Origin of the sequence: Roseovarius sp., assembly GCF_040219995.1 — a bacterium.
Taxonomy (GTDB): Bacteria; Pseudomonadota; Alphaproteobacteria; order Rhodobacterales; family Rhodobacteraceae; genus Roseovarius.
The window spans coordinates 274,154-299,357 of record NZ_JAVJUC010000014.1 but is presented as its reverse complement, the minus strand read 5'-3'; the positions used below and the strand labels follow the sequence as shown (position 1 = coordinate 299,357).

General features: G+C 64.8%; 28 protein-coding genes. 15 read left to right on the top strand and 13 right to left on the bottom strand.

Features of this window, described 5'->3' with window-relative positions; all coding sequences use genetic code 11:
• Nucleotides 1-42: 42 nt before the first annotated feature.
• The 8 genes from RID11_RS05660 to RID11_RS05625 all read right to left on the bottom strand — a co-directional run bounded on the left by RID11_RS05660 (nt 43) and on the right by RID11_RS05625 (nt 6,965).
• A complete protein-coding gene (locus tag RID11_RS05660; protein WP_350136442.1) occupies nt 43-1,236 on the bottom strand; it encodes a hypothetical protein in 1,194 nt (397 codons plus the stop codon).
• Nucleotides 1,233-1,886 (bottom strand): tetratricopeptide repeat protein, encoded by a 654-nt coding sequence (locus tag RID11_RS05655; RefSeq protein WP_350136441.1) that lies wholly within the window; start codon nt 1,884-1,886, stop codon nt 1,233-1,235. Before RID11_RS05655 ends, RID11_RS05660 begins: the two co-directional genes overlap by 4 nt.
• Complete coding sequence (locus RID11_RS05650; protein ID WP_350136440.1) at nt 1,883-2,779, bottom strand: vWA domain-containing protein; 897 nt, start codon at nt 2,777-2,779, stop codon at nt 1,883-1,885. Before RID11_RS05650 ends, RID11_RS05655 begins: the two co-directional genes overlap by 4 nt.
• Nucleotides 2,779-3,741, bottom strand: coding sequence for a VWA domain-containing protein (locus RID11_RS05645; protein ID WP_350136439.1), 963 nt, complete (start codon nt 3,739-3,741; stop codon nt 2,779-2,781). The genes RID11_RS05650 and RID11_RS05645 overlap by 1 nt, the downstream gene beginning before the upstream one ends.
• Nucleotides 3,734-4,105, bottom strand: a complete 372-nt coding sequence (locus RID11_RS05640) for a hypothetical protein (RefSeq protein WP_350136438.1) — start codon at nt 4,103-4,105, stop codon at nt 3,734-3,736. The genes RID11_RS05645 and RID11_RS05640 overlap by 8 nt, the downstream gene beginning before the upstream one ends.
• Entirely contained in the window at nt 4,095-4,997 is a 903-nt protein-coding gene (locus tag RID11_RS05635; protein WP_350136437.1) for a DUF58 domain-containing protein, read from the bottom strand. The genes RID11_RS05640 and RID11_RS05635 overlap by 11 nt, the downstream gene beginning before the upstream one ends.
• On the bottom strand, nt 4,994-5,956 hold the full coding sequence (locus RID11_RS05630) for an AAA family ATPase (protein ID WP_350136436.1): 963 nt from the start codon (nt 5,954-5,956) through the stop codon (nt 4,994-4,996). Before RID11_RS05630 ends, RID11_RS05635 begins: the two co-directional genes overlap by 4 nt.
• Nucleotides 5,957-6,017: 61 nt before the next feature.
• On the bottom strand, nt 6,018-6,965 hold the full coding sequence (locus RID11_RS05625) for a hypothetical protein (RefSeq protein ID WP_350136435.1): 948 nt from the start codon (nt 6,963-6,965) through the stop codon (nt 6,018-6,020).
• A 139-nt stretch (nt 6,966-7,104) separates the two neighbouring features.
• Between RID11_RS05625 and RID11_RS05620 the strand changes: the two genes are divergently transcribed.
• Complete coding sequence (locus RID11_RS05620) at nt 7,105-7,449, top strand: hypothetical protein (RefSeq protein WP_350136434.1); 345 nt, start codon at nt 7,105-7,107, stop codon at nt 7,447-7,449.
• Nucleotides 7,450-7,458: 9 nt separating this feature from the next.
• On the opposite strand, the gene RID11_RS05615 is transcribed toward RID11_RS05620, so the two are convergent.
• Nucleotides 7,459-8,082, bottom strand: coding sequence for a helix-turn-helix domain-containing protein (locus RID11_RS05615; RefSeq protein ID WP_350136433.1), 624 nt, complete (start codon nt 8,080-8,082; stop codon nt 7,459-7,461).
• 66 nt (nt 8,083-8,148) lie between these two features.
• Here RID11_RS05615 and RID11_RS05610 point away from each other — a divergent pair, with 66 nt between their 5' ends.
• From RID11_RS05610 to RID11_RS05600, 3 genes are read left to right on the top strand one after another with little or no spacing between them, the layout of a single operon-like run.
• Nucleotides 8,149-9,675 carry a class I adenylate-forming enzyme family protein gene (locus tag RID11_RS05610; protein ID WP_350136432.1) on the top strand — a complete coding sequence of 509 codons (1,527 nt, stop codon included), beginning with the start codon at nt 8,149-8,151 and terminating at the stop codon, nt 9,673-9,675.
• The gene (locus RID11_RS05605) at nt 9,662-10,300 is read left to right on the top strand and encodes a DsbA family oxidoreductase (RefSeq protein ID WP_350136431.1); all 639 of its coding nucleotides are present in this window, start codon (nt 9,662-9,664) and stop codon (nt 10,298-10,300) included. Before RID11_RS05610 ends, RID11_RS05605 begins: the two co-directional genes overlap by 14 nt.
• Nucleotides 10,301-10,303: 3 nt before the next feature.
• The gene (locus RID11_RS05600; protein WP_350136430.1) at nt 10,304-10,654 is read left to right on the top strand and encodes a potassium channel family protein; all 351 of its coding nucleotides are present in this window, start codon (nt 10,304-10,306) and stop codon (nt 10,652-10,654) included.
• Nucleotides 10,655-10,658: 4 nt separating this feature from the next.
• Here RID11_RS05600 and RID11_RS05595 read toward each other — a convergent pair whose 3' ends face one another.
• Together RID11_RS05595 and RID11_RS05590 are read right to left on the bottom strand one after the other, a co-directional pair.
• A complete protein-coding gene (locus RID11_RS05595; protein WP_350136429.1) occupies nt 10,659-11,357 on the bottom strand; it encodes a hypothetical protein in 699 nt (232 codons plus the stop codon).
• A 71-nt stretch (nt 11,358-11,428) separates the two neighbouring features.
• Nucleotides 11,429-13,141 carry a bifunctional sulfate adenylyltransferase/adenylylsulfate kinase gene (locus RID11_RS05590; RefSeq protein WP_350136428.1) on the bottom strand — a complete coding sequence of 571 codons (1,713 nt, stop codon included), beginning with the start codon at nt 13,139-13,141 and terminating at the stop codon, nt 11,429-11,431.
• A 291-nt stretch (nt 13,142-13,432) separates the two neighbouring features.
• Here RID11_RS05590 and RID11_RS05585 point away from each other — a divergent pair, with 291 nt between their 5' ends.
• Nucleotides 13,433-14,479, top strand: coding sequence for a cytochrome-c peroxidase (locus RID11_RS05585; RefSeq protein ID WP_350136427.1), 1,047 nt, complete (start codon nt 13,433-13,435; stop codon nt 14,477-14,479).
• Nucleotides 14,480-14,542: 63 nt separating this feature from the next.
• On the opposite strand, the gene RID11_RS05580 is transcribed toward RID11_RS05585, so the two are convergent.
• Nucleotides 14,543-14,836 carry a hypothetical protein gene (locus RID11_RS05580; RefSeq protein ID WP_350136426.1) on the bottom strand — a complete coding sequence of 98 codons (294 nt, stop codon included), beginning with the start codon at nt 14,834-14,836 and terminating at the stop codon, nt 14,543-14,545.
• Between the two features lie 131 nt (nt 14,837-14,967).
• Here RID11_RS05580 and RID11_RS05575 point away from each other — a divergent pair, with 131 nt between their 5' ends.
• Together RID11_RS05575 and RID11_RS05570 are read left to right on the top strand one after the other, a co-directional pair.
• A complete protein-coding gene (locus tag RID11_RS05575; protein WP_350136425.1) occupies nt 14,968-16,191 on the top strand; it encodes a multidrug effflux MFS transporter in 1,224 nt (407 codons plus the stop codon).
• A 129-nt stretch (nt 16,192-16,320) separates the two neighbouring features.
• The gene (locus RID11_RS05570; protein ID WP_350136424.1) at nt 16,321-18,525 is read left to right on the top strand and encodes an NADP-dependent isocitrate dehydrogenase; all 2,205 of its coding nucleotides are present in this window, start codon (nt 16,321-16,323) and stop codon (nt 18,523-18,525) included.
• Between the two features lie 86 nt (nt 18,526-18,611).
• Here the strand turns inward: RID11_RS05570 and RID11_RS05565 are convergent, their stop codons facing one another.
• Nucleotides 18,612-18,818, bottom strand: a complete 207-nt coding sequence (locus RID11_RS05565) for a DUF6356 family protein (RefSeq protein ID WP_350136423.1) — start codon at nt 18,816-18,818, stop codon at nt 18,612-18,614.
• Nucleotides 18,819-18,821: 3 nt separating this feature from the next.
• Between RID11_RS05565 and RID11_RS05560 the strand changes: the two genes are divergently transcribed.
• The 8 genes from RID11_RS05560 (at nt 18,822) to RID11_RS05525 (ending at nt 25,203) form a co-directional block, all read left to right on the top strand.
• Nucleotides 18,822-19,199 carry an Lrp/AsnC family transcriptional regulator gene (locus RID11_RS05560; protein ID WP_350136422.1) on the top strand — a complete coding sequence of 126 codons (378 nt, stop codon included), beginning with the start codon at nt 18,822-18,824 and terminating at the stop codon, nt 19,197-19,199.
• Nucleotides 19,200-19,517: 318 nt separating this feature from the next.
• Nucleotides 19,518-19,856: a DMT family transporter gene (locus RID11_RS05555; protein WP_350136421.1), complete on the top strand. Its 339-nt coding sequence runs from the start codon at nt 19,518-19,520 to the stop codon at nt 19,854-19,856.
• A gap of 82 nt (nt 19,857-19,938) precedes the next feature.
• Nucleotides 19,939-20,355: a Fur family transcriptional regulator gene (locus RID11_RS05550; RefSeq protein WP_074784207.1), complete on the top strand. Its 417-nt coding sequence runs from the start codon at nt 19,939-19,941 to the stop codon at nt 20,353-20,355.
• Nucleotides 20,356-20,391: 36 nt separating this feature from the next.
• A complete protein-coding gene (locus RID11_RS05545) occupies nt 20,392-21,276 on the top strand; it encodes a cation diffusion facilitator family transporter (RefSeq protein WP_350136420.1) in 885 nt (294 codons plus the stop codon).
• A gap of 70 nt (nt 21,277-21,346) precedes the next feature.
• A complete protein-coding gene (locus RID11_RS05540; protein ID WP_350136419.1) occupies nt 21,347-22,246 on the top strand; it encodes a DMT family transporter in 900 nt (299 codons plus the stop codon).
• 42 nt (nt 22,247-22,288) lie between these two features.
• Complete coding sequence (locus RID11_RS05535; RefSeq protein ID WP_350136418.1) at nt 22,289-22,981, top strand: M48 family metallopeptidase; 693 nt, start codon at nt 22,289-22,291, stop codon at nt 22,979-22,981.
• A 177-nt stretch (nt 22,982-23,158) separates the two neighbouring features.
• Nucleotides 23,159-24,475, top strand: a complete 1,317-nt coding sequence (locus tag RID11_RS05530; protein WP_350136417.1) for a glutamine synthetase family protein — start codon at nt 23,159-23,161, stop codon at nt 24,473-24,475.
• A gap of 50 nt (nt 24,476-24,525) precedes the next feature.
• Nucleotides 24,526-25,203: a type 1 glutamine amidotransferase gene (locus RID11_RS05525; RefSeq protein ID WP_350136416.1), complete on the top strand. Its 678-nt coding sequence runs from the start codon at nt 24,526-24,528 to the stop codon at nt 25,201-25,203.
• Nucleotide 25,204 lies beyond the last annotated feature (1 nt).

Genomic DNA, 25,204 nt, shown 5'->3' with positions numbered 1-25,204 from the left:
CCCTCTTTCATCTTTTGCAAGACAGCAGTGACACGCCCCCGGTCACCCGGCGGTTGATCGCGCGGACGTGAACGCGCGCGCCAGCTCCGGCAGGTTCAGGTCAAGAGGCGCGGCAGCAAAGATCGCCCGGTCCAACCGCCCGAGCAGCGCCAGACGCTCAGGATTCGGACCATCACGCGTCAAGACCAAAGTGGCGGCCCGGCGCAGCGCCCGCGCATCGCCCGCCCGCGCCGCCCGCCGCATTCGCCATGCCAGCGGATCGAGCAGTGCAAACCGATGCAGCCGCGCCAGCCCCTCGATCCGCCAGCCACGCAGCGCAAACCACAGGCCCAGCAGAAAGACAGCGCCCCCCAGAACCGCCTGCGATGCGCCGGGCAGGCGCGTCTCCCGTAGCGGCGCGACCTTGGCAGACGTCGGCAGCACCTTGCCATAGGCCACCCGCTGCGCCGAAATCGTCACCTCATGCGGCACGCGTCCAACCGTATCGAAATACCGCAGGCGGATTGGCTCCACGATAGCCGAGGTGTCGTTGCCAGGCCGGATCGTCCAGCGCCAGAACGCATAGGTCATCGGCCCCTCGGGCGTCAGTTCGACCAGGCGTTTTTCGGGATGCGCAAAGATCAGACCCGAGGGCGAGTGCAGGTCCGGCATCGGCGGGATCATGCCCGGCAACGCGCCCAGCGCCTCGATCCGCAGCACCCGCAGCACGCCCTCGCCGCGGGCCAGTTGATCAGGTGCGTTTGACCAGTCGTCGCTGATCCGCAGCCGCCGCACCGGAAACCACTCCGACGCAGGCGCGGGCGCGGGGGCCACACTGATCTTCACCGGCTCGGAGTGCACGGAATACTCGAACCACTCATCGCCCTCATCTGTCAGGGTGAGGTGATGGGCAAAGGCCCCGATGGTCAACTCTCCCGCCCGCTCGGGATAAAGCGCCATACGCCGCTCGAACATCTTTACCGGACGGCCTCGACTCCGTTCTTCATACCAGCGGTCGGGTCCAAGCTGCGACCAGCTGAACCCGTCGAGCGGCGGTTGCTCCACCCGTTCGCGGGTGATGTGCCGCCGATAACTGCCTCGAATAGTCACCAGGATCATCTCGCCGCGATACGGCTGATGCCCGGTCTGCTCGACCTCGACCGAGAGCTGCAACTCTTCGGGCAGAACCTCACGGCTTTGACCCCAGCCGAATAGCGGCCAGACGACCAGTAGTGCCGCGATCATCCAGCCTCTCATCGCCGACCCTCCAGCGCCGCGCGGCGCTTTCGTTCATGGGCGATGCGTGCGGCCAGGAATTCTCCGGGCACATCTGAAAGCTGCGTCAGCCAACGTTCATCGGCCAGCACGAAACTGTCATCAAAAACCCGTCTCACCCCAAGCTGTCCCCGGCTTTCAAGCTCTGCCAATCCCGGCAGCGGGTCCGAATTCGTCACTTCGTCACCAGTGCCAGAGGCCCGCGCATCGCCCCGTGCCACGAAGGACGCAGCCTCAGGCCCCTCGTCGCGCTCGGGAAAGCGGCCAATGCTAGCGGGGTCGATGGCGCTTCCCGCATAGAGCGCCATGACCAGATCGAAATTGGCCTGCGCCGCCGCGTCGCCCGTGGCACGCGCACGATCATAAGCTTCAAGTGCGGCGGCATACCTGCCCTGCCGCGCCTCGGCATTGCCAAGGTTGAAATCGGCCCCTGCCGCCGCGAACTCCCGCGCGGCCCCAGGCATGTCGCCGGCCCGGTAGCGCGCAACCCCACGCCAGCCCGGATCAGAGAAGAACGGCACCGCCAGACCCGGCAAATGCAGCGCAAGCGCAATCCGCCCGAACGGGGCCGCACCACCAAGCGCAAACGCCAGCAGTAGTGCCAGAAGGCCAAGGATCCCCAGCCCCCTCATGCCGCGCCCCGCCGGAACAGCCAAAACAGGGGAAACAGGCCAAACGCAAGCAGATACCGCCCCAGATCATGCCAGAACAGAAGCGGATAGCCCTGCCGTTCCAGCCGGGGCCGCGCGCTCTGCGCCAGCCAGCCGGTCAATGCGTTCACCTCATCCGTGCCAAACACCCGCCCGCCGGTCAGGGTAGCATGGCTCTGCATCTGCGGGGTGACATCGCGCAGCGCCACAAAGGACAGCCGCGCGCCTGCCCCCTTCAATTCCATCGCCACGCGCAACGTCTCGGGGCCCAGGCCGGTACCATCGCTAAAAAGCAGCACGTCGCCCGCGATCACCTCGGCCCCGCGCAGGACATGTGTCGCAAGCATCAGCGCCCGGTCCGGCCTAGCGCCGGGATCAGGCACGGTGCCCGCCTCCAGCAGGGACAGCGTCTGTCCCAGTTCGCGCAAGTCGCCAGTCATGTCCACCGCCTCATAGGCATCGCCCGCATAGACGATCAGCCCACCGGGCCGCGAGCCAAGCGCCCCAAGCGCGAACCGCGCCGTCATCTTGAGATCTTGCCACCCCTCCGACCCCATGACCCCCTCCGACACGTCCATCACGAACAGGACCCCGTCGAGATTGCGAAACGCAGGCGCATCGCGCCGCTCCACCGCCGGACCGGCGAGCGCGATCACGATGATGACGGGCAGCGACAGCGCCATCCATAGCGGCATGCGCCCGGCCGTCGGCGTCACCCTGCCCAGCGCGGTCATCGCCACCAGCAATTCGGGACGTGCCGCGCGCTGCCACGCAGCCGCCCCGGCCCCGCGCCGCCACAGCCAGACCGCGAGCAGCGCTATCCCGGGCAGCACCAGCAGCCACAAAGGCCGCAGCAGGGTCACATCACCATCCATTACCGCGCCTCCCTCCAGACCAAGAGCAGCGCCAGCAGCCCCGCAACAGAGGCGGGCCAGATCCAGAAGTTCCGGTAAATCTCGGCGGCAAGCCCGTCGCTCTCGGTCGTCTCCAACCGGTCGAGCGCGCGTCCCACCTCCACCAGGTCCTCGGTGCTGCGCACGCGAAAACTCTCGCCTCCCGAAGTTTCTGAAATCGAGCGCAACGTAGCGGCATCCACGACACCGCGTTCCCCCGGGGCAGCGCTCTCCATATCCTTCGGGCCAAGTGCGATGGTGTGTACCCGCACCCCCATCCGTGCAGCCAGCCCCGCCACATCGCGCGGCGTGGTCATACCCGCGTTGTTAGACCCGTCCGACAGCAAGATGACCACCTTGGCACGCGCCTGCGACCGCTCCAACCGCTTGAGCGCGAGGCCCAGACCGTCCGAGATATTCGTCGCCCGCCCCGAGATGCCGATGGTTGCGGCCTCGATACGCCGCGCCACCGACCCAACATCGAAGGTGAACGGTGCGGCGTAATACGCCTCCGATCCGAACAGGATCAGCGCGACCCGGTCCCCGCCGCGCCGCCGGGAAAAATCAGCACCCACGGATTTGACCGCCGTCAGCCGCGTGACCGGCGCTCCATTCAAGTGAAAATCGTCCCGCACCATCGAGCCCGACAGATCTAGCACGATGGCCAGATCACGCCCACTGACCTTGAGCGCGCGCACCGGGGCGAGATCGCGTGGCCCGCTCAGCGCCAACAACAGAAGACCCCAGATCAGCCATGACAGGATCAGGCGCGCGTCGGCGCGCCGCCCCACCCGCTCGGCTCGGCCCGCCGCCAGCAATGCTCCACCGATCCGCTCCGGTACGATGAGATACGCACCCCCCGCGGCGCGCGGTGGTAATAGACGCCGCACCAGCACGGGCAGCGGCGCAAGCAGGATCAGCCAGGGGTGCGCCAGTTCAAACACGGCCGCGCACCTCTGCCTCCAGCGCCGCCAGGTCAAGCGCCCCATCGCGCCGGTAGAGGTGTTGGCGCAGACAGGCATAGCGATCAGGATCGCGCGCCCGCAACAGGTGCAGCAGCGCCACGCGCCGGTCATCCCCCCCAAGCCCCGACAAGGCACTGAGCGGATCGCCCTCGGGCGCAAGCGGCACATGGCGTGCGCGCCGCCCAATCAACCGTGCACCCCCCGCAACGACCAACGCAGCAACCGCCCCGAGCGCCACCGCCGCCGCGAGTTCTGCCACGGCACCACCTGCCGCCTCGACAGGCAGGCGGATGTCGCGCAGCCCGGCCATAAGTGTCTGCGCGCGCTCGAGGTCATCCGACATCGCGCAGCCCTTCCGCCGCAATACGTCGCGCAATGTGGGCAGTGTCCCTGCCCGCATCTATGACCAGCGCCGTGCGCCCGGCAACCCGCGCGGCCTTATCCTCGATAATCTCCGGACGCGCCGCGCTCAGCCGCACCGTCGCGCGCCGCCCGTCACGCTGCCGGATCGGATAGCGCCCGGCGGGCAGGTGCCGCTCTAGCTGCTCGGTCACCAGCAACAGCCGCAGCGCGCGCCGTCGCGCAAGCGCATCGAGCCGGTCCGGCAACTCCGCGCCCGGCACATCAAAACCCGAGGCCAGAACGACCTCCGCCCCCGGCGGCACCAGCCGCGCCGCGCGCGGCAACAGCCGGTCAAGCGGCGGATCACCCTGCCCTTCCATCGCCAGGGCCAATCCCATGTCATGCGCACGCGCCATGCCGCCGATCACGTCTAGCATACCGCGCGCCCGGGCACGGGCTGGTACGATTATCGCGTCCGCCGCAGTCAGCGCCATCAGCCCCACGCGCCCGCCCTCCTCGGCCAGCCGCCAGCCGATCATGCACAGCGCTTCGGCCGCCGCCACCGACAGAAACCGACGCCCGACGCCCCAGTGCATCACTGGCCTGAAATCGGCGACAAGCAGGGTCACGCGGTCGCGCTCTTCGCGGTATTCGCGCAGATGCAGCCGCCCGGTGCGCGCCGTGGTGCCCCGGTCAAGCCGCCGCAGATCATCGCCTGGCACATAATCGCGGGTGTCGGCAGGCTCCAGCCCTGCCCCCTTGCGCCGTGTCGGATGCCCGCCGGGCAACTGCGCCAGCGCCGGGGCGCCCCGGGCGGCAAGGGCCACATGCCGCAGCGCGATCAGTGCCTCGGCCCGCAGGCCCACGCCCTCGCCCTGCAGGGCACGCGTCACAGCGGCGCCACCCTGTTCAGGACGTCAGCCACGATATCGCGCGCCCGCCGCCCCTCGGCGACCGCCGCCCAACTCAGCACCATGCGATGCGCCAGAACATCCGCTGCGAGTGCGGCCACATCCTCGGGCAGCGCATGATCGCGCCCGTCCAGATATGCGCGCGCCCGTGCGGTGGCGGCCAGCGCCAGCGTGCCGCGCGGCGAGACCGCATGCTCCACCTCGGCGCGCAACGCGGACTCCCGCGTCGCCATCACCAGCCGTACGATATAATCGCGCAGTTCTGGCGCAAGATGCACGTCCCTGACCGCCTTTTGCGCCTCTTTCAGCTGCGCCAATGTCATTGGATGTGCGCGCGCAGCCGTCTCTTTCGCCTGCCCTTCGGCCTCCACCAGATCGAGAATGCGCCGCTCGGTCTCGATCCCCGGCAGATCGAGCACCACATGCATCAGGAACCGGTCAAGCTGCGCCTCGGGCAAGGGAAACGTGCCGTCATGCTCGATCGGGTTCTGTGTCGCCACCACGAAGAACGGATCAGGCAGCGCGTGGGTGGTGTTGCCGGCGGTCACCTGATGCTCCGCCATCGCCTCGAGCAATGCCGATTGCACCTTGGGCGGCGCGCGGTTGATCTCATCGACCAGCACGAGATTGTTGAACACCGGCCCCGGCATGAACTCGAATGTGCCATCCTTCGGGTGATAAACCGGTGTCCCCGTCAGGTCCGAGGGCATCAGGTCCGGCGTGCATTGGATGCGCGCAAACCGCCCCGCGATCCCCGCCGCCAACGCCTTGACCGCGCGGGTCTTGGCCACGCCGGGTGGCCCCTCGACCAACAGATGCCCCCCTGTCAGCAGCGTGATCAGCAAGCGCCGGATCAGCAGCCCGTGCCCCGCCAGTTCCGCCTCAAGCGTCTGCCCAAGTGCGGCCACGCCCTGCGGCACCTCCTCGGCTCTCTTGTCCATGGCCCCTCCCGACTGATCCCGGGATCAGACTAGCCGCAAAGCACCGCCCCACAAAGACAGCCTATTGTCTTAGCTTTGCGGCCGCTCGCGGGGTACAGGCAGGATCGAGCACAGGGGCAAAGCGCAACTCGCGCATCGTCGCCTCGGTCAGAGCCTGCAACGGTGTGAATTGGGCATCGATATAGGACAGAAAGTCTGGGGTCGTGGTCTCCTCCACCGGCGCACGGGCCACGGCATGCAGCATGAACACATCGAAGGCACAAAGCGCAGGCGGGTTCGAGGACAACATCGCTGATTTGAACCCGCTCGCCCCCCAAGCCACATGACGCAGACGCAAGGGGTTCTCTTCGAGCTTGGACAGGAACGGCTCCTGCGCATCAAGGTGCAGGATATCCATGCCAAAGGTGAAGGTCTGAAACAACTCCTCCACCAGGAGCGACCGGAAATATTCCTGATCGAGCGGACCAGCCCCGCCGGATGCCGCCTGCTGCACCATCACATGTGTTCCAGAGCCTTTGCGCCCGAAGAAAGTCTGCGCCATCGCAGGTGAGGACGCGGCCCAGACGTGACGCGACGGCAGACCTAATTCGTAGACCCGGTCCATCCACGCCAGATCACTGCCCAGCGCCCGATTGGGCGGCAGTCCGGAATAGAGCCGCAGAACAACCAGGCGCCCGGTGTCACATGCGGTGATGTCTTCCCCGGCCTCGCGCAGCGGCGCGGACACACCGTGGACATGCTCCAGCAATGCGCGAAACGCGTCCAGCACCACGCGGCTGCCCTCGGTCGGCGGCTTACCTACCAGACAGATCTCCGCACCCTTCAGGTTGCGGCCATTGATATGCACCGGGATCGACATGTCGCGCCCGACCATGGTCGAGCGCAGCTCATAGCTCCAGCCGCGCCGGGCCATGTCGAGATATTGCGCCTTGTCAGCAAGGGCGGGCCCGATCGCGAGCCCGAGAATCGCGGTCAGCAGACCCGCTATATGACGACAGATGCAGCGCATGACCGGATATTAGGCCACGCGCCCCGGCTGTCCACAGCGCAGAGCGACGATCACGATCGGCCAGCCCTTGCCGAAACGCCACCTTTGGCCCGGCAAACCGCCGCCGACAGCCAGAATCCGCCCTGCGCAGGTGCAGAAAATGGCAGGCCACCGCCCGAATATCGCGCGGCTCTGGCGCAAGGCCGACAGCGGTCTCACCTCGATTATACTGACACCGCAGAGAAAGGAGACTGCCATGTATACCCCCAATGACGACATTCACCGACAGGTCAATCGCGACCGCAACCGCTATGCGGCCCCCGGATACGAAAGCAGCGCCGCGTCAAACGGCGGGCTGCTTGCATTACTGGTCGTCGTGGCCCTGCTTGGCGGGTTGATCACCCTGAGCATGCTTGGGCCCTCGACGTCCGATGACGGCTCCGCCCCCGAGGCAACGGCCCCCGAAAGCATCTCGGGCGGGCAGGCTACGACACCTGCCGAGTAGGCTCTCGGCTCAGGCCAGCGAGGTGACCCACAGGATCGTCGCATCCTCGGCGCTGACCGAGATTACGTTGTGCCCCATCGTGGCATCGTAATACGCAGTGTCGCCCCGGCGCATCTCGATGGGTTCGTAAAATTCGGTATAAAGCCGGATCACGCCGGTCAGCACATAGAGAAATTCCTCGCCATCGTGACGCACCCAACCGCCAAACTCCTCGATACTGCGCGCCCGGATGCGCGCGCGGTACGGCAGCATCCGCTTCTGGCTCAACTGCTCGGCCAGCAGTTCATGCTCGTAGGTCGCGGTGGCCTTGGGCGCGCCCTCGCCCGACTTGGTCAGCGCCATGCGACCATTGATCCGCTCGCGCAATGGCGGGGTAAAGAGCTGCGGCACGGAAATTTCCAGCCCGAGCGCGAGCTTTTTCAACGCGTCATAGGTGGGCGACATCTGGCCGTTTTCGATCTTCGAGAGGGTCGAACGCGCCAGTCCCGCCTGCTTTGCGGCCTGCTCCAGCGTCCATCCGCGCGCCTTGCGCAACTCGCGCACCCGCACGCCCAGATCGAGCGGCTCGGGCGTGCCGCTCTCGCCGGTGTCACGCGCGACACGGATCAGGGGGTGGGAGGCTTGATCGGACATAGCACAGTCCTATAGGCAGGCGCGGACCCACTTGCAACTCGCGCGGCACCTGCCTAATCCGAAGGTATGACTGCCATTTTCGATCAGGGCCCAGCCGCCCCCTGCCCCGCGCCGTTCAACCTCGCCGCCCATGTGATGGGCCGGGCCGAGACGCAGCCCGACAAGATCGCCCTTGCCATTCTGCGCCTTTCCGGTGCCGAACACTGGAGCTACGCACGCCTGCACGCGGCCATTCGCGGCACCGGGACAGGGCTTTTGCGTGCGGGCTTGCACCCCGGCGACCGGGTACTGATGCGACTTGGCAACACCGTCGAATTCCCCATCGCCTATCTCGGGGCCATTGCCGTAGGTCTGGTGCCAGTTCCCACATCCAGCCAACTGACCGCGCCCGAGGTGGCCGGGATCATCAAGACAACCGCACCCCGTCTGATCCTGCGCGCGGGTGGCATCGCCTGCCCCGAGACGGATATCCCCATTCTTGACGAACCCGCACTGGACGCGATGCGAAACCTGCCACCCGCCGCCTACGCGATGGGCGACCCCGACCGGCTGGCCTATATCATCTACACCTCCGGCACCTCGGGCACACCGCGCGCGGTGTGCCACGCCCATCGCGCGATCTGGGCGCGGCGGATGATGTATGACGGCTGGTACGGGTTGCGCAGCGAAGACCGGCTCTGCCATGCCGGGGCCTTCAACTGGACCTTCACGCTCGGCACCGGGCTGATGGACCCTTGGGCCATGGGCGCGACCGCGCTGATCCCGGCCCCCGAGGTCACACCGGATCAACTGCCCCTCCTCCTCAATCGCCACGACGCGACGATTTTCGCAGCAGCCCCGGGCGTTTACCGAAAGATCCTCAAGCAAGACATGAAGTTTGACCTGCCCCGCCTTCGCCACGGTCTCGCTGCCGGTGAAAAGCTATCGTACACAATCCGCGAGCACTGGCAGGACGCCACCGGCACGCCGGTCTATGAGGGGTATGGCATGTCCGAATGCTCCACCTTCATCTCGGGCAGTCCCGATCACCCCGCCGCCCCCGGCACATTGGGCCGCCCGCAACAGGGCCGACGCGTGGCGATCATTGGCCCGGATGGCCCCGTCAAAACCAATGAGGAAGGCACCATCGCCATTCACAAATCCGATCCCGGCCTGATGCTTGGATATCTCGGTGCGCCCGAGGCGACTGCGGCGAAATTCAACGGCGACTGGTTCCTGACCGGCGATCAGGGCGCGATGGACCCGGAGGGCCAGATCAGCTATCTGGGCCGCGCGGACGACATGATGAATGCAGGCGGCTTTCGCGTCTCCCCGCTGGAGGTCGAGGCCGCCCTCACTCCGCATCCCGGCATCACCCAGGTCGCGGTGACGGACATCGAGGTGAAAGAGGATGCACGCGTCATAATGGCCTTCTATACTGGCCCCGAACCGCTCGACCCCGCAATGCTCGACGCCTTCGCGCGCGAGCGTCTCGCGGGATACAAGGCCCCGAGGGGCTATATCCATCTGGCGACCCTGCCCACGGGGGCCAATGGCAAACTCCTGCGCCGCGCCTTGCGGCCGATTTACGAGGACCTTCATGGTCAAGCTTGATATCATTTCCGACCCGATCTGCCCTTGGTGCTATATCGGTAAAACCCTTTTGGATCAGTCGCTTGCCCAGCGGCCCGACCATCCGTTCCAGATCGAATGGCACCCCTTCCAGCTAAACCCCGACATGCCCGCCGAAGGCATGGACCGGCGCGCCTACCTCGAGGGCAAGTTTGGTGGCAAAGACGGTGCGATCACGGCCTATGCCTCGGTCCTGGAGCGTGCCGAGGCCGCCGGGCTCTCCATCGACTTCGCCGCGATCAAGCGCACGCCCAACACGCTCGACGCGCATCGCCTGCTGCATTGGGCGGGCATCGAAGAGTGCCAGGATCGCATGGCGATGGCGCTTTTTCAGGCCTATTTCGATGAGGGGCGTGATATCGGCGACCACGAGGTACTGGCCGATATCGCCGACAGCCTGAGCATGGACGGCGCGATGATCCACCGTCTCTTGCAAACGGATGCCGACCGCGAGGACATCAAGGCGCGCGACACGCAGTTCCGCGAGATGGGCATTTCCGGCGTGCCCACATTCATCGTCGCCGGTCAGCATGCCGTGCCGGGCTGCCAGCCCTCCGACATGTGGCTCAAGGTGATCGACGAGATCCGCGAGACCGCCGAAGGCTAGACCGTGCTGAACCTGCGCACCCGTGTGTTACTGGCTTTGCTGGCGTTGATCATCGCCAGTGGAACGGTCTTTTTTCGACTTGTCGAAGGCTGGTCGTGGCTGGACAGTTATTTCTTCACTGTCGTGACGCTCTCGACGGTGGGATATGGCAATCTCGTGCCTGCGACGGTCCTTGGCAAGATCGGCACCACCGTGTTCATCATCACGGGTCTCGGTATATTTGCAGCGGCGATCCAACATTTCGCCGTGATCACAATCAAGAAGCGCGAGCATCAGGGCAGGCATCTGATGAGCGAAGATCAGCCCGAGCAAGCTAAAACCGACGCAACCGAGACAGACCAGTTGCGCGACTGATCTCTTAGTCCAACGGCGGCCACAGCCCATAGCGCGCCGTGAACTCGTCAAGACAGGCGCGGTTCGCCGCCGCCCTGTCGCGCCCGTCGATCACCGCGTCCTGCAATCCGTGCGCATCCGTGTAGGCGGGGCACATGCCCGCGCGTGCCTCGGGTGCCAGCCGGACCGCGATGCCCTGCCGTGCCAGTTGTGCAGACAGCCAGATATCATCGACCGGCCATGCCGCAGGGGGCGGGGTGCACTCCGCCCCGGCCAGCCAGTCAGGCCGCACAGCCACCCCGGCAAAGCCCTGCGCGATGTCGGCATAGCCCACACGCCGCGCGACATGGTCCTGCCGCTTCAGCCGCCGCACGTCAAAACCCGATCCAGCGACCGCCTCATCCGCGCTCCCCGCCAATAGCCGCGCCGCCCAACCCTGCGGCAGGGTCCAGTCATCATCGCAATAGATCAGCCGCCCGCCCTGCCCCGCCAACCGGCGCGCGGCGGGCAGAACCTTGCTCGCCGGTCCCATGTCCTCCTCCAGAGACAGGATCTCCACACCCTCGGGAACCTCTGGCCACGGCCCGGGCGCGAACCGCATGGGCCGATGCGGGAGGCACAGCAACACCCGGTCAGGCGCAGGCCTCTGCGACAGAAGGCTCTCCAGCACCAGGCCAAGCCGCGCGTAACGCGGCGGGATCGAGGTCAGTGAGATCGCATACATGCCCCCGCTCAAACGAAAACGGGCCGCCCCGTCAAGGGCGCCCCGTTTCGGACACTGTCAGGCGCGCGGCATCAACCCGCGATCAACCCCATCGACTCCAGCTTCAGAATGACTTGATGCGCGCAGTTGTCGACATCGACATTCTCGGTCTCGACCCGCAATTCGGGATCGGCGGGCACGTCATAGGGATCTGAAATTCCGGTGAATTCCTTGATCTTTCCCTCGCGCGCCAGCTTGTAGAGGCCCTTGCGGTCACGACGCTCGCATTCCTCGATGCTGGTCGCCACATGCACCTCGATAAACGCGCCGAATTGCTCGATCTCCTCGCGCACTGCGCGTCGCGTGGCGGCATAAGGCGCAATCGGCGCACAGATCGCAATGCCGCCATTCTTGGTGATCTCGCTCGCCACATAGCCGATCCGGCGGATGTTGAGATCGCGATGTTCCTTAGAGAACCCCAACTCGGAGCTAAGATTCTTGCGCACGATATCGCCATCCAGAAGCGTTACCGGACGCCCCCCCATCTCCATCAGCTTGACCATCAGAGCGTTGGCGATCGTGGATTTGCCGGACCCAGAGAACCCGGTAAAGAACACGGTAAAGCCCTGCTGCGAACGCGGCGGACGGGTGCGGCGCAACTCTGTCACCACCTCGTTGAACGAGAACCAGTCGGGAATCTCCAACCCTTCCTGAAGACGCCGTCGCAATTCAGTGCCCGAGATGTTGAGGATGGTCACATCATCCTTGTCCTCGATTTCGTCAATCGCTTCGTATTGTGCACGCTCTTGCACATAGACCATGTGTTTGAAATCGACCATCTCTATGCCGATTTCGTCCTGATACTCGCGGAACAGATCCTGCGCCTCATACGGCCCGTAGAAATCCTCGCCCGCCGAATTCTTGCCGGGGCCCGCGTGATCGCGCCCGACGATGAAATGCGTGCAGCCGTGGTTCTTGCGGATCAGTCCATGCCAGACCGCCTCGCGCGGGCCGGCCATGCGCATTGCCAGGTTCAGCAGGCTCATCGTCGTGGTGGCACCCGGGTATTTATCGAGCACCGCCTCGTAACACCGCACGCGCGTGAAGTGATCGACATCGCCCGGCTTGGTCATGCCGACCACGGGGTGAATGAGCAGGTTGGCCTGCGCCTCCTTGGCAGCGCGAAAGGTCAATTCCTGATGCGCGCGGTGCAGCGGATTGCGGGTCTGGAACGCAACGACGCGGCGCCAGCCCAGTTTGCGAAAGAGCGCGCGCAATTCGTTGGGCGTGTCGCGACGACCCCGGAAATCGTAATGCACCGGCTGTTGAATGCCCGTCACGGGCCCGCCAAGATAGACCTTGCCCGCCGTGTTGTGCAGATAGTTCACCGCCGGATGCGCGCTGTCATCGGCCCCGAACACATGCGCCGCCTCGCGTGCCTTGTCGGGCGTCCAGCGGTCGGTCACGGTCATAGTCCCGAGGATCACTCCCTCCTGATCGCGCAGCGCGATATCCTGACCGATCTCGATGCTTTCAGAGAATTTTTCGCTGACGTCCAGCGTGATCGGCATCGGCCAGAGCGTGCCATCGGCAAGCCGCATCTTCTCGACGACGCCATCATAATCCGCCTGGCTCATGAACCCCTTGAGCGGATTGAAACCACCGTTCATCAGCAGTTCCAGATCGCAGATCTGGCGCGGGCTCAGATCCCAACTTGTCAGATCGGCGGCCTCGACCTTGAGTTTCTGCGCGCTCTCGTAAGAGACATAGAGTTCGGGAACGGGGGCAAGGTTGGGCAGTTGCATCGTGAGCCTCGGGCAATTCGCGGATTTGAATGATGTTGCAGCGCAACAGGTTTGGCGGGGGATTAGCCCCGCTTGGGACATAAGTTCAAGGCATAGCCGGTTTGTTTGGTGAATTGAGACAAAAATGACGCGAGAACCCGCCGGTTTGGAACAACAACCGCCATTCCTGCAAGATCGCCACTTATCGGTTCCAGACACGGTGTGGTCTTGAGATAAATCAAATCTGCCATCCGTCATAAAGTTTAGAATAGTTCCAAACGCGCGAATCCACGTAATCCAAGGAGAAATTCCGTGACACGTCCCCTCAAACTTATCCTCGGCACGGTATCCGCCCTGGCCCTCGCCCAGGGTGCCGCCGCATCAGACTTGCGCGAGCGCGCACAAGAGACATTCGCGCCCCTGCCCTCGACCATTCCGGCACTCAACGACAACGTGATAACCGAGGAAAAGGTCGATCTCGGCAAGGCATTGTTCTTCGATCCGCGCATGTCCGCATCGGGCGTGTTTTCCTGCAACTCGTGCCACAACCTCGCCACCGGCGGCGACGACAACATGGAAACCTCGATCGGCCATGCCTGGCAAAAAGGCCCGCGCAACTCGCCCACCGTGCTGAATGCCGTGTTCAACGACGCGCAATTCTGGGATGGCCGCGCCGCCGACCTTGCCGAACAGGCCAAGGGCCCGGTACAGGCCGGGGTCGAGATGGCCAACACGCCCGATAACGTGGTCAACACGCTCAATTCCATGCCGCAATATGTGGAGTGGTTCGAGGCGTCCTTCCCCGAAGAGGCGGCCCCGGTCAGCTTCGACAACTTCGCCAAGGCGATCGAGGCTTACGAGGCCACGCTGATCACCCCTGCGCCGTTCGATGCATGGCTCAACGGTGACGATGGCGCGCTCTCGGACGAGCAGGTGGCCGGGCTGGAACTGTTCATGGACAAGGGCTGTTCGGCTTGCCACAACGGCGTCAACCTCGGCGGCAATGGCTATTATCCCTTCGGCCTGATCGAAAAACCCGGGGCCGATGTGCTGCCACCCGATGACCGGGGCCGCTTTGCCGTGACCGAGACGGCGGATGATTCCTACGTGTTCCGCGCCGCGCCCTTGCGCAATATCGACCAGACCGCGCCCTATTTCCACTCCGGCAAGGTCTGGGATCTCAAGGTCGCGGTGCAGATCATGGGCACCTCGCAGCTTGGCACCGAGATCAACGATGCAGAGACCGATCAGATCGTCGCCTTCCTTGGGGCGCTCACCGGCAAGATGCCCGAAGTGGTCTACCCGGTGCTGCCCGCTGAGACGCTGAAAACACCCCGCCCCACTGGCGAGGTCCAGTAAGGCCCGATCCCTCGGGACAACGGCCAAGGGCGCGGGCCTCTCCCGCGCCCTTTTTTCATGTGTTCAGAACGCCGGAAGCCCCTCGGAAAGCTCATAGGATTTGACCGCCTGCAAAGGCTGGTCCCCCTCCAGATCGAACACGAAGACATGCGCGCGCTCATCGGCCAGCGTCATGCGGCAAAACTGCGTGCCGGCATCGAACTCGGGCGGGCACCCCGCCAGATCGGCATGCTCGACCGTGTGCTCGAAGAGCTCATAGGTCATATGGCCGTCCAAGGCCCCATCCGCTTTGACCCCCACCGCGCCAACCGAGATCAACCCCGCGAAACCGATAGAGTGAAAGAGTGCGAGTTTCATTTGCTGTTTCCTTGAAGATATGGTTCGCGCAGAAATTTCTTACAAATTTTCTCAGGTATTTGGGAGGCGTCATCTGGTCACACCCCCCGGTCCATGCTAATGCCCCGCCATATCACGACAAAGGACAGCACATGCCCGGCCCCTTCGCCCCTGCCCGCCCACTCAAGAGGCCGGAATTCATCGCCATGATGGCGATGATGGCCGCCACTGTGGCCTTTTCCATCGACGCGATGCTGCCGGGCCTGCCCCATATCGCGCAATCGCTCACCCCCGAGGCGCCGAACCGCGCGCAGCTGATCATCACCGCTTTTTTGTTGGGGCTGGGGCTAGGCACCTTCGTGTCGGGGCCACTCTCGGACAGTTTCGGGCGCAAGCGGGTGATCCTTGGCGGGGCCGCAATCTATATCTCCGGGGCGGCGCTCGCGATCATGGCGCCCAGCCTTGAGACCCTGCTCGCGGCGCGTGCGATCCAGGGTATTGGTGCTGCGGCGTTCCGCATCGTCTCCATCGCGATCATCCGCGACCTTTATGCCGGGCGCGACATGGCGCGACTGATGTCCTTTGTGATGATGGTCTTTGCCCTTACCCCCGCCATGGCCCCGCTTCTGGGGGCGGGCGTGATCGCCGTGGCGGGCTGGCGCGGGGTCTTTGCCGCGTTCATCCTCTTTGCCACAATCCTATCGCTGTGGATGGTGCTGCGCCTGCCCGAACCGCTGGCACCGCAGGCCCGCCGCCCGTTCCGTGCAGCCCCCCTCTTGGCCGCACTGCGCGAGGTGCTGGCCCATCCCGTCACCCGCACCGCCATCGCGGTGCAGATGCTGTGCATGACCACGCTGTTCACCTCGCTCAGCATGGTGCAGCCGGTGTTCGACGAGGTGTTCCACCGCGCCGACAGCTTTCCCTACTGGTTTTTCCTGATGGCGCTGATCGCGGGCAGCGGCAGCTTTCTCAACTCTCGCCTTGTCATGCGGTTGGGGATGGAGCGGATGGTGCGCGCGGCACTGACCGCGCAGATCCTGCTCTCGCTTGCCGCCATCGCACTGTGGCAAATCGGCCTGCCGCCTGACGCGCAATTCGGCGTGTTCGTGATCTGGCAGACATCGGTGTTCTTTCAGGCCGGCCTCACGCTCGGCAATCTCAACGCACTCGCCATGGCCCCGATGGGCGCGATCGCGGGCATGGCCGCCAGCGTGACCGGTGCCATCGCCACGGTGGGCAGCGTGGTGATCGCCATTCCCATCGGCCAGCAATTCAATGGCACGCCGATGCCCGCGCATCTGGGCGTATTGGGCGCGGTGTTGGCGGGCTATGTGCTGATGCACCGGCTCAAGACGCGGATGGCGCAGGCTGTGTAACGCAGGTTTATTTTGTATACCGTCGCATACTATCTTTCCCGCAACCGCATTTTCCGCTAAGACAGCGCCAATCCAAGCGAGTCGCGGCGCACGCGACACCGTGCAAATCCAGATCGGAAAGGACACCCGATGGCCAATACCTCCACTCCCGATATCGTCTACACCAAGGTCGACGAAGCCCCGGAACTCGCCTCGGCCTCGCTTTTGCCGATCATCCGCCGCTTTGCCTCCGCCGCCGGCGTCTCGGTCGACACGCGCGACATCTCGCTTGCCGGCCGCATCCTCGCCGCCTTTCCCGATCACCTGACCGAAGATCAGCGCGTGAGCGACGACCTCGCGGAACTGGGCGAACTGGTCAAAACGCCCGGCGCGAACGTGATCAAGCTGCCCAATATCTCCGCCTCCGAGCCGCAGCTGGTGGCGGCGATCAAGGAGTTGCAGGGTCAGGGCTACGCCCTCCCCGATTACGCCTACGACCCCAAGACCGAGGACGAGACAGCCGCCCGCGCGCGCTATGACACGCTCAAGGGCTCTGCCGTGAACCCGGTGCTGCGCGAGGGCAATTCCGACCGCCGCGCCGCCGCCGCGGTCAAGACATTCGCACAGAACAACCCGCACCGCATGGGCGACTGGTCGCCCGACAGCAAGACGCGAGTCGCGACGATGGGAGCGGATGACTTCTTCTCCAACGAGAAATCCGCCACCCTGCCCAAGGACAGCGGCGCGAAGATCGTGCTGGAAACGGCAGATGGCGAAACCGTGCTCAAGGACGGGCTCAGCTATCCGGCGGGCACCGTGGTCGATGCCACCTACATGAGTGCCAAAGCCCTCGACGCCTTCCTCGCCGAGGAGATCGAAAAGACCAAAGCCGAGGGTATCCTCTTTTCGCTGCACATGAAGGCCACCATGATGAAGGTCTCTGACCCGATCATCTTCGGCCACGCGGTGCAGCAGTTCCTCGCGCCCGTCTTCGAGCAATACGGCGACGAGATGAAATCGCTCGGTGTGTCGCCCAATGCAGGCCTTGGCGACCTGGTGGAGCGCGTCAAGGACAAGCCCGAAATCCTCAAGGCCATCGACGCCTGCATGGCCGACCGCCCGGCGATGTATATGGTGAACTCTGACAAGGGCATCACCAACCTGCATGTGCCCTCGGATGTCATCATCGACGCCTCCATGCCCGCACTCATCCGGGGCGGCGGCAAGGGCTGGGGCCCGGACAATAAAGAGCACGACGCGGTCTGCGTCATTCCCGACAGCAGCTATGCCACCGTCTATGACGAGGCGATCAGCTTCTTCAAGGCGAACGGCAAGCTCAACCCCGCCACCGCCGGGACCGTGCAGAATATCGGCCTGATGGCGCAGAAGGCAGAAGAATACGGGTCGCACCCCACCACCTTCGAGATCCCCGAGGCGGGCACCGTCAAGATGATCCTCGACGACGGCACGGTGCTGCACGAGCATTCGGTCGCAGCGGGCGATATCTGGCGCTCGGCCTCGGCGCGCAAGGCGCCGATTGAGGATTGGGTCACCCTCGCCATCGAGCGGCAGAAGGCGACCGGCTATCGCGCGATCTTTTGGCTTGATGCCACCCGCGCCCATGATGCGGAGTTGATTTCTTACGTGAAGCCCATCTTGGAAGCCGCTGGTGTGGCTGATAAATTCGAGATTATGGCCCCGCGCGAGGCGACCCGCGCAAGCCTCGAGACGATCACCAAGGGCGAGAACACCATCGCCATCACCGGCAACGTGCTGCGCGACTACCTGACCGATCTGTTCCCGATCCTGGAGCTTGCCACCTCGGCCAAGATGCTCTCCATCGTCAAGCTGATGAATGGCGGCGGGCTATTCGAGACCGGCGCGGGCGGCTCTGCCCCCAAGCACGTGCAGCAGTTGCAGGAGCAGAACCACCTGCGGTGGGACAGTCTGGGCGAATTCTGCGCGCTTGGTGAAAGCCTCAAGTTCCTTGCCGAGACCCACGACAACGCCCGTGCCCGTGTGTTGGGCGAGGCGGTCGAGGCGGCAACGCAGGGCGTTCTCGACCACGACCGCTCGCCAAGCCGCAAGGTCGGCGAGCCCGACAACCGCGACAGCCACTACTGGTTCGCCCGCTACTGGGCCGAGGCATTGGCAGCACAATCCGACGATGCCGCACTGGCCGAGGAATTCGGCCCGGTTGCCGAGGCGCTTGCCGAGAACGAGGCCAAGATCGTGGAGGAATTAGCCGCAGCTCAGGGCAGCCCGGCGGATATCGGCGGCTATTATCACCCCGATGCGGAAAAACTCGCGGCGGTGATGCGGCCCTCGACCACGCTCAACGCGATCATCGGCTAGGCACAAAAGGCGCGGGTCATGTCCGCGCCGCTTGAGATGTCACGCGACCGGGGCCTTGCGCGAAGCTCCGGTCGTTGCACGTTCGGTCACTGACCCCGGTTGTGGGTCTGTGCATACAGCGTTGCGATCATCCGGCTCGCGGTCTTTTCGAACAGGCACGGGATCACCGCGTGGATCAACGCGGCACATGCCGCCCCAAAGAGCCCCAGCGCGAACCGCCCCGCGAATATCGCATGCTCGACATAGCTTTCCTCCACCTTGCGTGGATGCTCCAGAAACAGCCTCGAAATCATCTGTTGGTCCTCCTGTTCGTTGGCTGGCGTCGGATCAAGGCGCTGGAAGCGGCGGGCGTCATCCGCGCTAGGGTGGCGCTGCTTGATGCCGAAAAGATCGGCCTGCCGCTCACCGTCTTCATGCAGATCCGCGCGGCGGCGCATGATGCCGACTGGCTCGACAGGTTCGCCCGCACGACCCGCGCCATGCCGCAAATTCAGGGGGTTTACCGGATGACCGGTGATCTTGACTACCTGATCTGCGCGCGGGTCGCGGATATGGCCGATTATGACCGGCTCTACCAGACGCTGATCGCGCGGGTGCCGATGGGCGATGTCTCGGCGAGTTTCGTGATGGAAGAGATCAAGCACAGCACGGAGTTGCCGCTGTTCGAGAGGTGAGGGGCGACTTTTTTGGCCTGAAGCGGACCTTACGCCCCGCAAGAAGGTGTTGCGTGATCGCAGGGCCGGGGACTGGCGATGCAACGCTCTTTGCGGGCGCATTATCCCAGCCAAGTCATTCTAACCTCAACACGTTGCGCAACCCCTCAAATCGCCAGGCCGCGGGACGGCCCGGCGATCGCGCGGCACCTTCGGTGCGTTTCGCGCGGAATGCGGCAACGGCAGATCCAGGCCCACACTCCCACATCTTTCCCGGTAGACCCGGCCCCACCCCTCGCGTATTCCCGTCACCAAACCCACCCGAACCGGGAGCGCGCCATGATCCCCACGGTCTACGTCATCCTCTTTCTCGCCATTCTCGCCGAAACCGCCGGCACCACGGCGCTTCAGGCCAGCCAGCAATTCACCCGGCCCCTGCCCTCGGTCGTCGTCGTCATAGCCTACGGGATCAGCTTCTACCTGCTGGCGCTCACGCTGCGCACCATGCCGGTGGGCGTGGTTTATGCGATCTGGTCCGGTCTCGGCATCGTCTTCATTGCCGCCATCGGCTACGTGGTTTTCGGCCAGAAACTCGACCTGCCCGCGATCCTCGGGACCGGGCTGATCCTTGCCGGAATCGTCGTAATCCAGTTATTCTCGCGCTCAGCCCCGCACTAGACCACGAACCAAGGGGCAAAAAGGGTGGCAACAGCCCCCGCTTGCCGCTATTGCAGCGACCGAAGACCACATGAGGCCGCCCATGCGCGACACCATCACCGAACGCTGCGAGGCCAAGGGCCTGCGTATGACCGATCAGCGCCGCACCATTGCCACGGTGCTGGAAGCTTCCGACGATCACCCCGATGTCGAGGAACTCTATGGCCGCGCCTCGGGCGTCGATCCGCGCATTTCCATTGCCACGGTCTACCGCACCGTCAAGCTGTTCGAGGAAGCGGGCATCATCGACAAGCTCGAATTCGGCGACGGGCGCGCGCGCTACGAGGATGCCGAGCGCGACCACCACGACCACCTGATTGACATGAATTCCGGCGAGGTCATCGAATTCGTCGATCCCGAGATCGAGGCCCTTCAGGAGAAGATCGCCGAAAAGCTGGGCTATCGCCTGATCGGTCACCGGCTGGAACTTTACGGCGTGCCGCTGAAATCCGGCAAATAGGCCGGGCGGATGACAACACCTCCCGCAACACGCAGCATGCGGATCGCAATCGGCAGCGTGATCGTGGGCCTTGCCGTGCTGGCGCTCAAGGCGGTCGCGTGGCAGCTCACCGGCTCGCTCGCACTGATGTCGGACGCGCTCGAAAGTCTGGTGAATGTGGCCACCGCGCTGGCCGTCATCGTGGCGCTGCGCGTGGCGCGGCGGCCCGCGGATGACAATCACCCCTACGGCCACCACAAGGCCGAGTTCTTCTCTGCGGTGCTCGAAGGCGTGCTGATCGTGATCGCCGCACTCTTCATCCTGCGCGAGGCCTATGCCGGCTTTCTCAGCCCCCGCGCGCTCGATGCGCCGCTGATGGGGCTTGCGATCAATGCCGGGGCCAGCCTGATCAACGGGGTCTGGGCCACTATCCTCATTCGCAACGGACGCCGCCACCGCTCGCCCGCGCTGGTGGCCGACGGGCGACACCTGATGACCGATGTGGTCTCCTCGGTGGGGGTGCTGATCGGCGTCGCGCTCGCCTTCGCCACCGGCTGGTGGTGGCTCGATCCGGCGATGGCGCTGCTCGTGGCGCTCAACATCCTGTGGTCGGGATGGGTGGTGATCAAGGGATCACTGAGCGGGCTGATGGACGAGGCCGTCTCGGATGAGGAAATGGCCACCATCCGCCGTGTCATCTCGGACGCTGCCAGCGATGATGCCGCCCTTGAGGCCCACGACCTGCGCACCCGCCACGCGGGCCAAGTCACCTTCATCGACTTTCACCTCGTGATGCCCGGCGACACCACGGTCGAGGCCGCGCATGACCTCTGCGACCGGATCGAGGCGGCGCTGATGGAGGCGCTGCCCGATGCCCGCGTCACCATCCATGTCGAGCCCGAGCACAAGGCCAAGCATAGCGGGATTGTCGTGCTGTCATAGCTCTGCTGCTTTCTTGTGCACCTGAGCTGCGCTAACAGGGTCAGGCACCCTGACACGAAAGCCCCATGACATGGAAAACCTGCGCGGCAGCATCCTGATGGTCCTTGCGATGGCCGGGTTCGCGCTCGAGGACATGTTCATCAAGCGGCTGGCCGATGCGCTGCCGGTGGGGCAGATCATCATCTTTCTCGGCTTCGGCGGCGCGCTCATTTTCGGGGCGATCACCATGAGTCAGGGCCGCAGGCTCTGGTCGCGCGATCTGCTGTCGCACCCGGTGCTCTTGCGCAACTTCGGCGAGATTGTCGGCACCCTGGGCTTTGTCACCGCCATTGCGCTCACGCCCTTGTCCTCGGCCTCGGCGATCCTTCAGGCCACGCCGCTGGCGGTCACGCTCGGCGCGGCGCTCTTTCTCGGCGAGGCCGTGGGCTGGCGGCGGTGGAGCGCCATTCTGGTGGGGTTCCTGGGCGTGCTGATGGTGATCCGCCCGGGCCTGGAAGGGTTCGAGCCTGCCTCGCTCTTTGCCGTGCAGGGCGTGATCGGTCTGGCGATCCGCGATCTGGCCACCCGCGCGGTGCCGCGCAGCATCTCCTCGATGCAGCTTTCGACCTATGCCTTTGCCACGCTGGTGCCCACCGGGCTGATCCTCTTGGCGTTCAGCGGCACGCCCGCCCTGCCCTCGGGCCTCAACTGGCGCGATCTGGTGCTGGCACTCCTGTGCGAGGTCGCGGCCTATTACGCCATCGTCGCGGCGATGCGCTTGGGCGATGTGGCGGTGATCACGCCGTTCCGCTACTCGCGGCTGATCTTCGCGCTGATCATCGGGGTGACGCTCTTTGACGAGCGCCCGGATATCTGGACGCTGACCGGGGCCGCGATCATCATCGCCTCGGGGATCTACACCTTCTGGCGCGAGCGGCGGCTGGCGCGGCGCAGCCCCGCGCCCTCGGCCCCGGTCAGCCCGCGCGGCTAGCTATCGCTTGCCAGTCATCGCCCGCCGCCCCATATTCCACGTATGCTCAAGTTCACGCCGATCCTGCTCGCCATTCTCTACGCGCTCGCCATGTACCGTTTCTCGGTCTGGCGCACGACGCGCGAGCTCGACACCCAATCGACCGAGCTGGCCGACCCGGTGCTCAAGCGGATGACCGACAGGCTCGCCGCAGCACTCGACCTGCCGCGCGTGCGTGTGCATATCTACGAGATTGACCCGGTAAACGGGTTGGCCGCCCCTGACGGGCGCATCTTTATCACGCGCGGGTTCTACCGAAAGTTCCAGACCGGCGAGGTCTCGGCCGAGGAAATGGCCTCGGTCATCGCGCATGAGCTGGGGCATGTGGCTCTGGGCCATTCGCGCCGCCGGATGATCGACTTTTCCGGCCAGAACGCGCTGCGTACTGCGCTTGCCATGCTGCTGTCGCGGTTTCTGCCGGGCGTCGGCGTCTGGATCGCCAATGGCCTGACCACGCTTCTGGCTGCGCGCCTGTCGCGCGGTGACGAGTATGAGGCCGACGCCTATGCCGCGGCCCTCCTGACCAAGGCCGGGATCGGCACCGCACCGCAAAAATCCCTGTTCAAGAAGCTGGAGGCGCTGACCTCGGGCGCGGGCGGCGCAATGCCCGCATGGCTGCTCAGCCACCCCAAGACCGACGAGCGCATCGCCGCCATCGAGAAGCTGGAAACCCGCTGGCAGCATAGCCTGAGTTGACCCGCGCTCCTCGTCATCCTCGGGCTTGACCCGAGGATCTCCCAGCCAAGAGATCGTCCGGTCAAGCCGGACGATGACGAGGCGAAGAACACACCCCGAAATTTTTTGATCAAATTATCTTGGCAAAGCCCCCTGAGCCGGGCTAGGCTGCGGCAAATCCCGATCAGGACTCCCAAAATGGACCTCACACAGTTCCAGACCTTCCGCGTGGCCGCCTGCGATCTCAACGGTCGCATGCGTGGCAAGCGCCTGCCGGCAAGCCATGGCGACAAGCTGGGCGGCGGCACTCTGCGCATGCCGCTCAGCTCACTCAACCTCGATGTTTTCGGCGCCGATATCGAAAACTCGCCGCTTGTCTTCGAGACCGGCGACATCGACGGCTGCCTCTTTCCGACCGAGCGCGGCGCGGTCCCGCTGCCCTGGCTCGACGTGCCGCAGGCGCTGGTGCCGATGGTCATGCATACCGAGGATGGCGCGCCCTTCGCAGGCGACCCGCGCCACGCGCTGGCGGCCGTCCTCGACCGATACGCCGCGCGCGGGTGGGAGGTGTTTGCTGCGACCGAGTTGGAATTCACCCTCGTCGATCCCTCCGGCAAGTCTTTGAAAACCGTACGCGATCCGCGTTCCGGCAGACGCATGAAGGCCCCCGGCATTCTCAGCCTCGGGCAAATGGACGCCTTTGACGCCTTTTTGTCCGATCTCTATTCCGCCGGGGCCGAGATGGAGATCCCCGTGGAAACCGCGATCAGCGAGGCCGGGATCGGGCAGTTCGAGTTGACCCTGCATCACCAATCCGCAATGCGCGCCGCCGACGATACCTGGCTCTTCAAGACCATGATCAAGGGGCTCGCGCGCCAACATGGCTATGTCGCCACATTCATGGCCAAACCCTTTGCCGATGATACCGGCAATGGCATGCACATGCATTTCTCGGTGCTGGACGGCGACGGTCGCAACGTGTTCGACGACGGCACCGAGCGGGGCACCGATATCCTGCGCAGCGCGGTCGCGGGCTGCCTTGCGGCGATGCCACCCTCGACGCTGATTTTCGCGCCCCACGCCAACAGTTACGCCCGTCTCGTACCCGGCGCGCACGCACCCACCGGTGCGGGCTGGGGCTATGAGAACCGCACGGCAGCGGTGCGCATTCCCGGCGGGCCCAATGCCGCGCGCCGGATCGAGCATCGTGTCGCGGGCGGCGATATCAACCCTTATCTCAGTTTCGCCGCCATCCTTGGGGCGGCGATCACCGGCATCGAGGACGGCATGACGCCGCCCGCCCCGATCACCGGCAACGCCTACGAGGCCGACCTGCCGCAACTCGCCGCGGATTGGGGCGCGGCCATCGACCTTTTCGAGGCCGATCCGCTGATCGCGCGCATCTTTCCGGCCGAGTTGATCCGCAATCTGGTGATGACCAAGCGCCAGGAACATGCGCATATCTCGAAGATCGACGCAGAGGACCACTGGAAGACCTATCTCGAAACGGTGTAGCCTCTGTGCAGCAGCACCACGTCAGAATTTGATCAAATAACGAGCCAATGATGAAAATAGGCATCCTTCAAACCGGCCACGCCCCCGACATGCTCCTGCCGGACACGGGCGATTACGACGCAATGATGGCGCGCATGCTGGACGGCCAAGGATTTGACTTCGACACCTACGCGGTCGTCGATCAAGAGTTCCCAGAAGGGCCGCACGCTGCCGATGGCTGGCTCATCACCGGCTCGAAGCACGGCGCTTACGAGGATCACCCCTGGATTCCGCCGCTCGAAGAGCTGATCCGCGCCATTCACGCTGCAAACCTGCCGATGGTCGGCATCTGCTTTGGCCATCAGATCATCGCGCAGGCGCTTGGCGGCAAGGTGGTGAAACACCCTGATGGCTGGCGCGTGGGGGCCACGCAGTACGAGATCGAGGGCAGCCCCCTCACCCTCAACGCGTGGCACCAGGACCAGGTGATCGAAGCCCCCGACGGTGCGGAAATCATAGGCCGCGCCGAGGGCTGTGACATCGCCGCAATGCGCATTGGCGAGCGGATTTACACGGTTCAGCCGCATCCCGAGTACGGGGCCGCCTTCATGCAGGGCTTGCTGGACCATCGCGCGCCCGGCGTCGTGCCCGACCCGCTGAGCGATCATGCACGCGGGCTGCTCTCCACGCACACCGACAACGCCGCCATGGCCACGCGCATCGCGGATGTCTTCAGGAAAGGGGCCTGAC

What these genes read in the sequence shown, in the direction of transcription:
- RID11_RS05655 (WP_350136441.1), bottom strand. Translation starts at nt 1,886, where the DNA reads ATGAGGGGGCTGGGGATCCTTGGCCTTCTGGCACTACTGCTGGCGTTT.
- RID11_RS05590 (WP_350136428.1), bottom strand. Translation starts at nt 13,141, where the DNA reads ATGCAACTGCCCAACCTTGCCCCCGTTCCCGAACTCTATGTCTCTTAC.
- RID11_RS05605 (WP_350136431.1), top strand. Translation starts at nt 9,662, where the DNA reads ATGGTCAAGCTTGATATCATTTCCGACCCGATCTGCCCTTGGTGCTAT.
- RID11_RS05580 (WP_350136426.1), bottom strand. Translation starts at nt 14,836, where the DNA reads ATGAAACTCGCACTCTTTCACTCTATCGGTTTCGCGGGGTTGATCTCG.
- RID11_RS05640 (WP_350136438.1), bottom strand. Translation starts at nt 4,105, where the DNA reads ATGTCGGATGACCTCGAGCGCGCGCAGACACTTATGGCCGGGCTGCGC.
- RID11_RS05610 (WP_350136432.1), top strand. Translation starts at nt 8,149, where the DNA reads ATGACTGCCATTTTCGATCAGGGCCCAGCCGCCCCCTGCCCCGCGCCG.
- RID11_RS05575 (WP_350136425.1), top strand. Translation starts at nt 14,968, where the DNA reads ATGCCCGGCCCCTTCGCCCCTGCCCGCCCACTCAAGAGGCCGGAATTC.
- RID11_RS05530 (WP_350136417.1), top strand. Translation starts at nt 23,159, where the DNA reads ATGGACCTCACACAGTTCCAGACCTTCCGCGTGGCCGCCTGCGATCTC.
- RID11_RS05555 (WP_350136421.1), top strand. Translation starts at nt 19,518, where the DNA reads ATGATCCCCACGGTCTACGTCATCCTCTTTCTCGCCATTCTCGCCGAA.
- RID11_RS05570 (WP_350136424.1), top strand. Translation starts at nt 16,321, where the DNA reads ATGGCCAATACCTCCACTCCCGATATCGTCTACACCAAGGTCGACGAA.
- RID11_RS05620 (WP_350136434.1), top strand. Translation starts at nt 7,105, where the DNA reads ATGGCAGGCCACCGCCCGAATATCGCGCGGCTCTGGCGCAAGGCCGAC.
- RID11_RS05595 (WP_350136429.1), bottom strand. Translation starts at nt 11,357, where the DNA reads ATGTATGCGATCTCACTGACCTCGATCCCGCCGCGTTACGCGCGGCTT.
- RID11_RS05625 (WP_350136435.1), bottom strand. Translation starts at nt 6,965, where the DNA reads ATGCGCTGCATCTGTCGTCATATAGCGGGTCTGCTGACCGCGATTCTC.
- RID11_RS05630 (WP_350136436.1), bottom strand. Translation starts at nt 5,956, where the DNA reads ATGGACAAGAGAGCCGAGGAGGTGCCGCAGGGCGTGGCCGCACTTGGG.
- RID11_RS05615 (WP_350136433.1), bottom strand. Translation starts at nt 8,082, where the DNA reads ATGTCCGATCAAGCCTCCCACCCCCTGATCCGTGTCGCGCGTGACACC.
- RID11_RS05650 (WP_350136440.1), bottom strand. Translation starts at nt 2,779, where the DNA reads ATGGATGGTGATGTGACCCTGCTGCGGCCTTTGTGGCTGCTGGTGCTG.
- RID11_RS05545 (WP_350136420.1), top strand. Translation starts at nt 20,392, where the DNA reads ATGCGGATCGCAATCGGCAGCGTGATCGTGGGCCTTGCCGTGCTGGCG.
- RID11_RS05535 (WP_350136418.1), top strand. Translation starts at nt 22,289, where the DNA reads ATGCTCAAGTTCACGCCGATCCTGCTCGCCATTCTCTACGCGCTCGCC.
- RID11_RS05565 (WP_350136423.1), bottom strand. Translation starts at nt 18,818, where the DNA reads ATGATTTCGAGGCTGTTTCTGGAGCATCCACGCAAGGTGGAGGAAAGC.
- RID11_RS05660 (WP_350136442.1), bottom strand. Translation starts at nt 1,236, where the DNA reads ATGAGAGGCTGGATGATCGCGGCACTACTGGTCGTCTGGCCGCTATTC.
- RID11_RS05540 (WP_350136419.1), top strand. Translation starts at nt 21,347, where the DNA reads ATGGAAAACCTGCGCGGCAGCATCCTGATGGTCCTTGCGATGGCCGGG.
- RID11_RS05525 (WP_350136416.1), top strand. Translation starts at nt 24,526, where the DNA reads ATGAAAATAGGCATCCTTCAAACCGGCCACGCCCCCGACATGCTCCTG.
- RID11_RS05550 (WP_074784207.1), top strand. Translation starts at nt 19,939, where the DNA reads ATGCGCGACACCATCACCGAACGCTGCGAGGCCAAGGGCCTGCGTATG.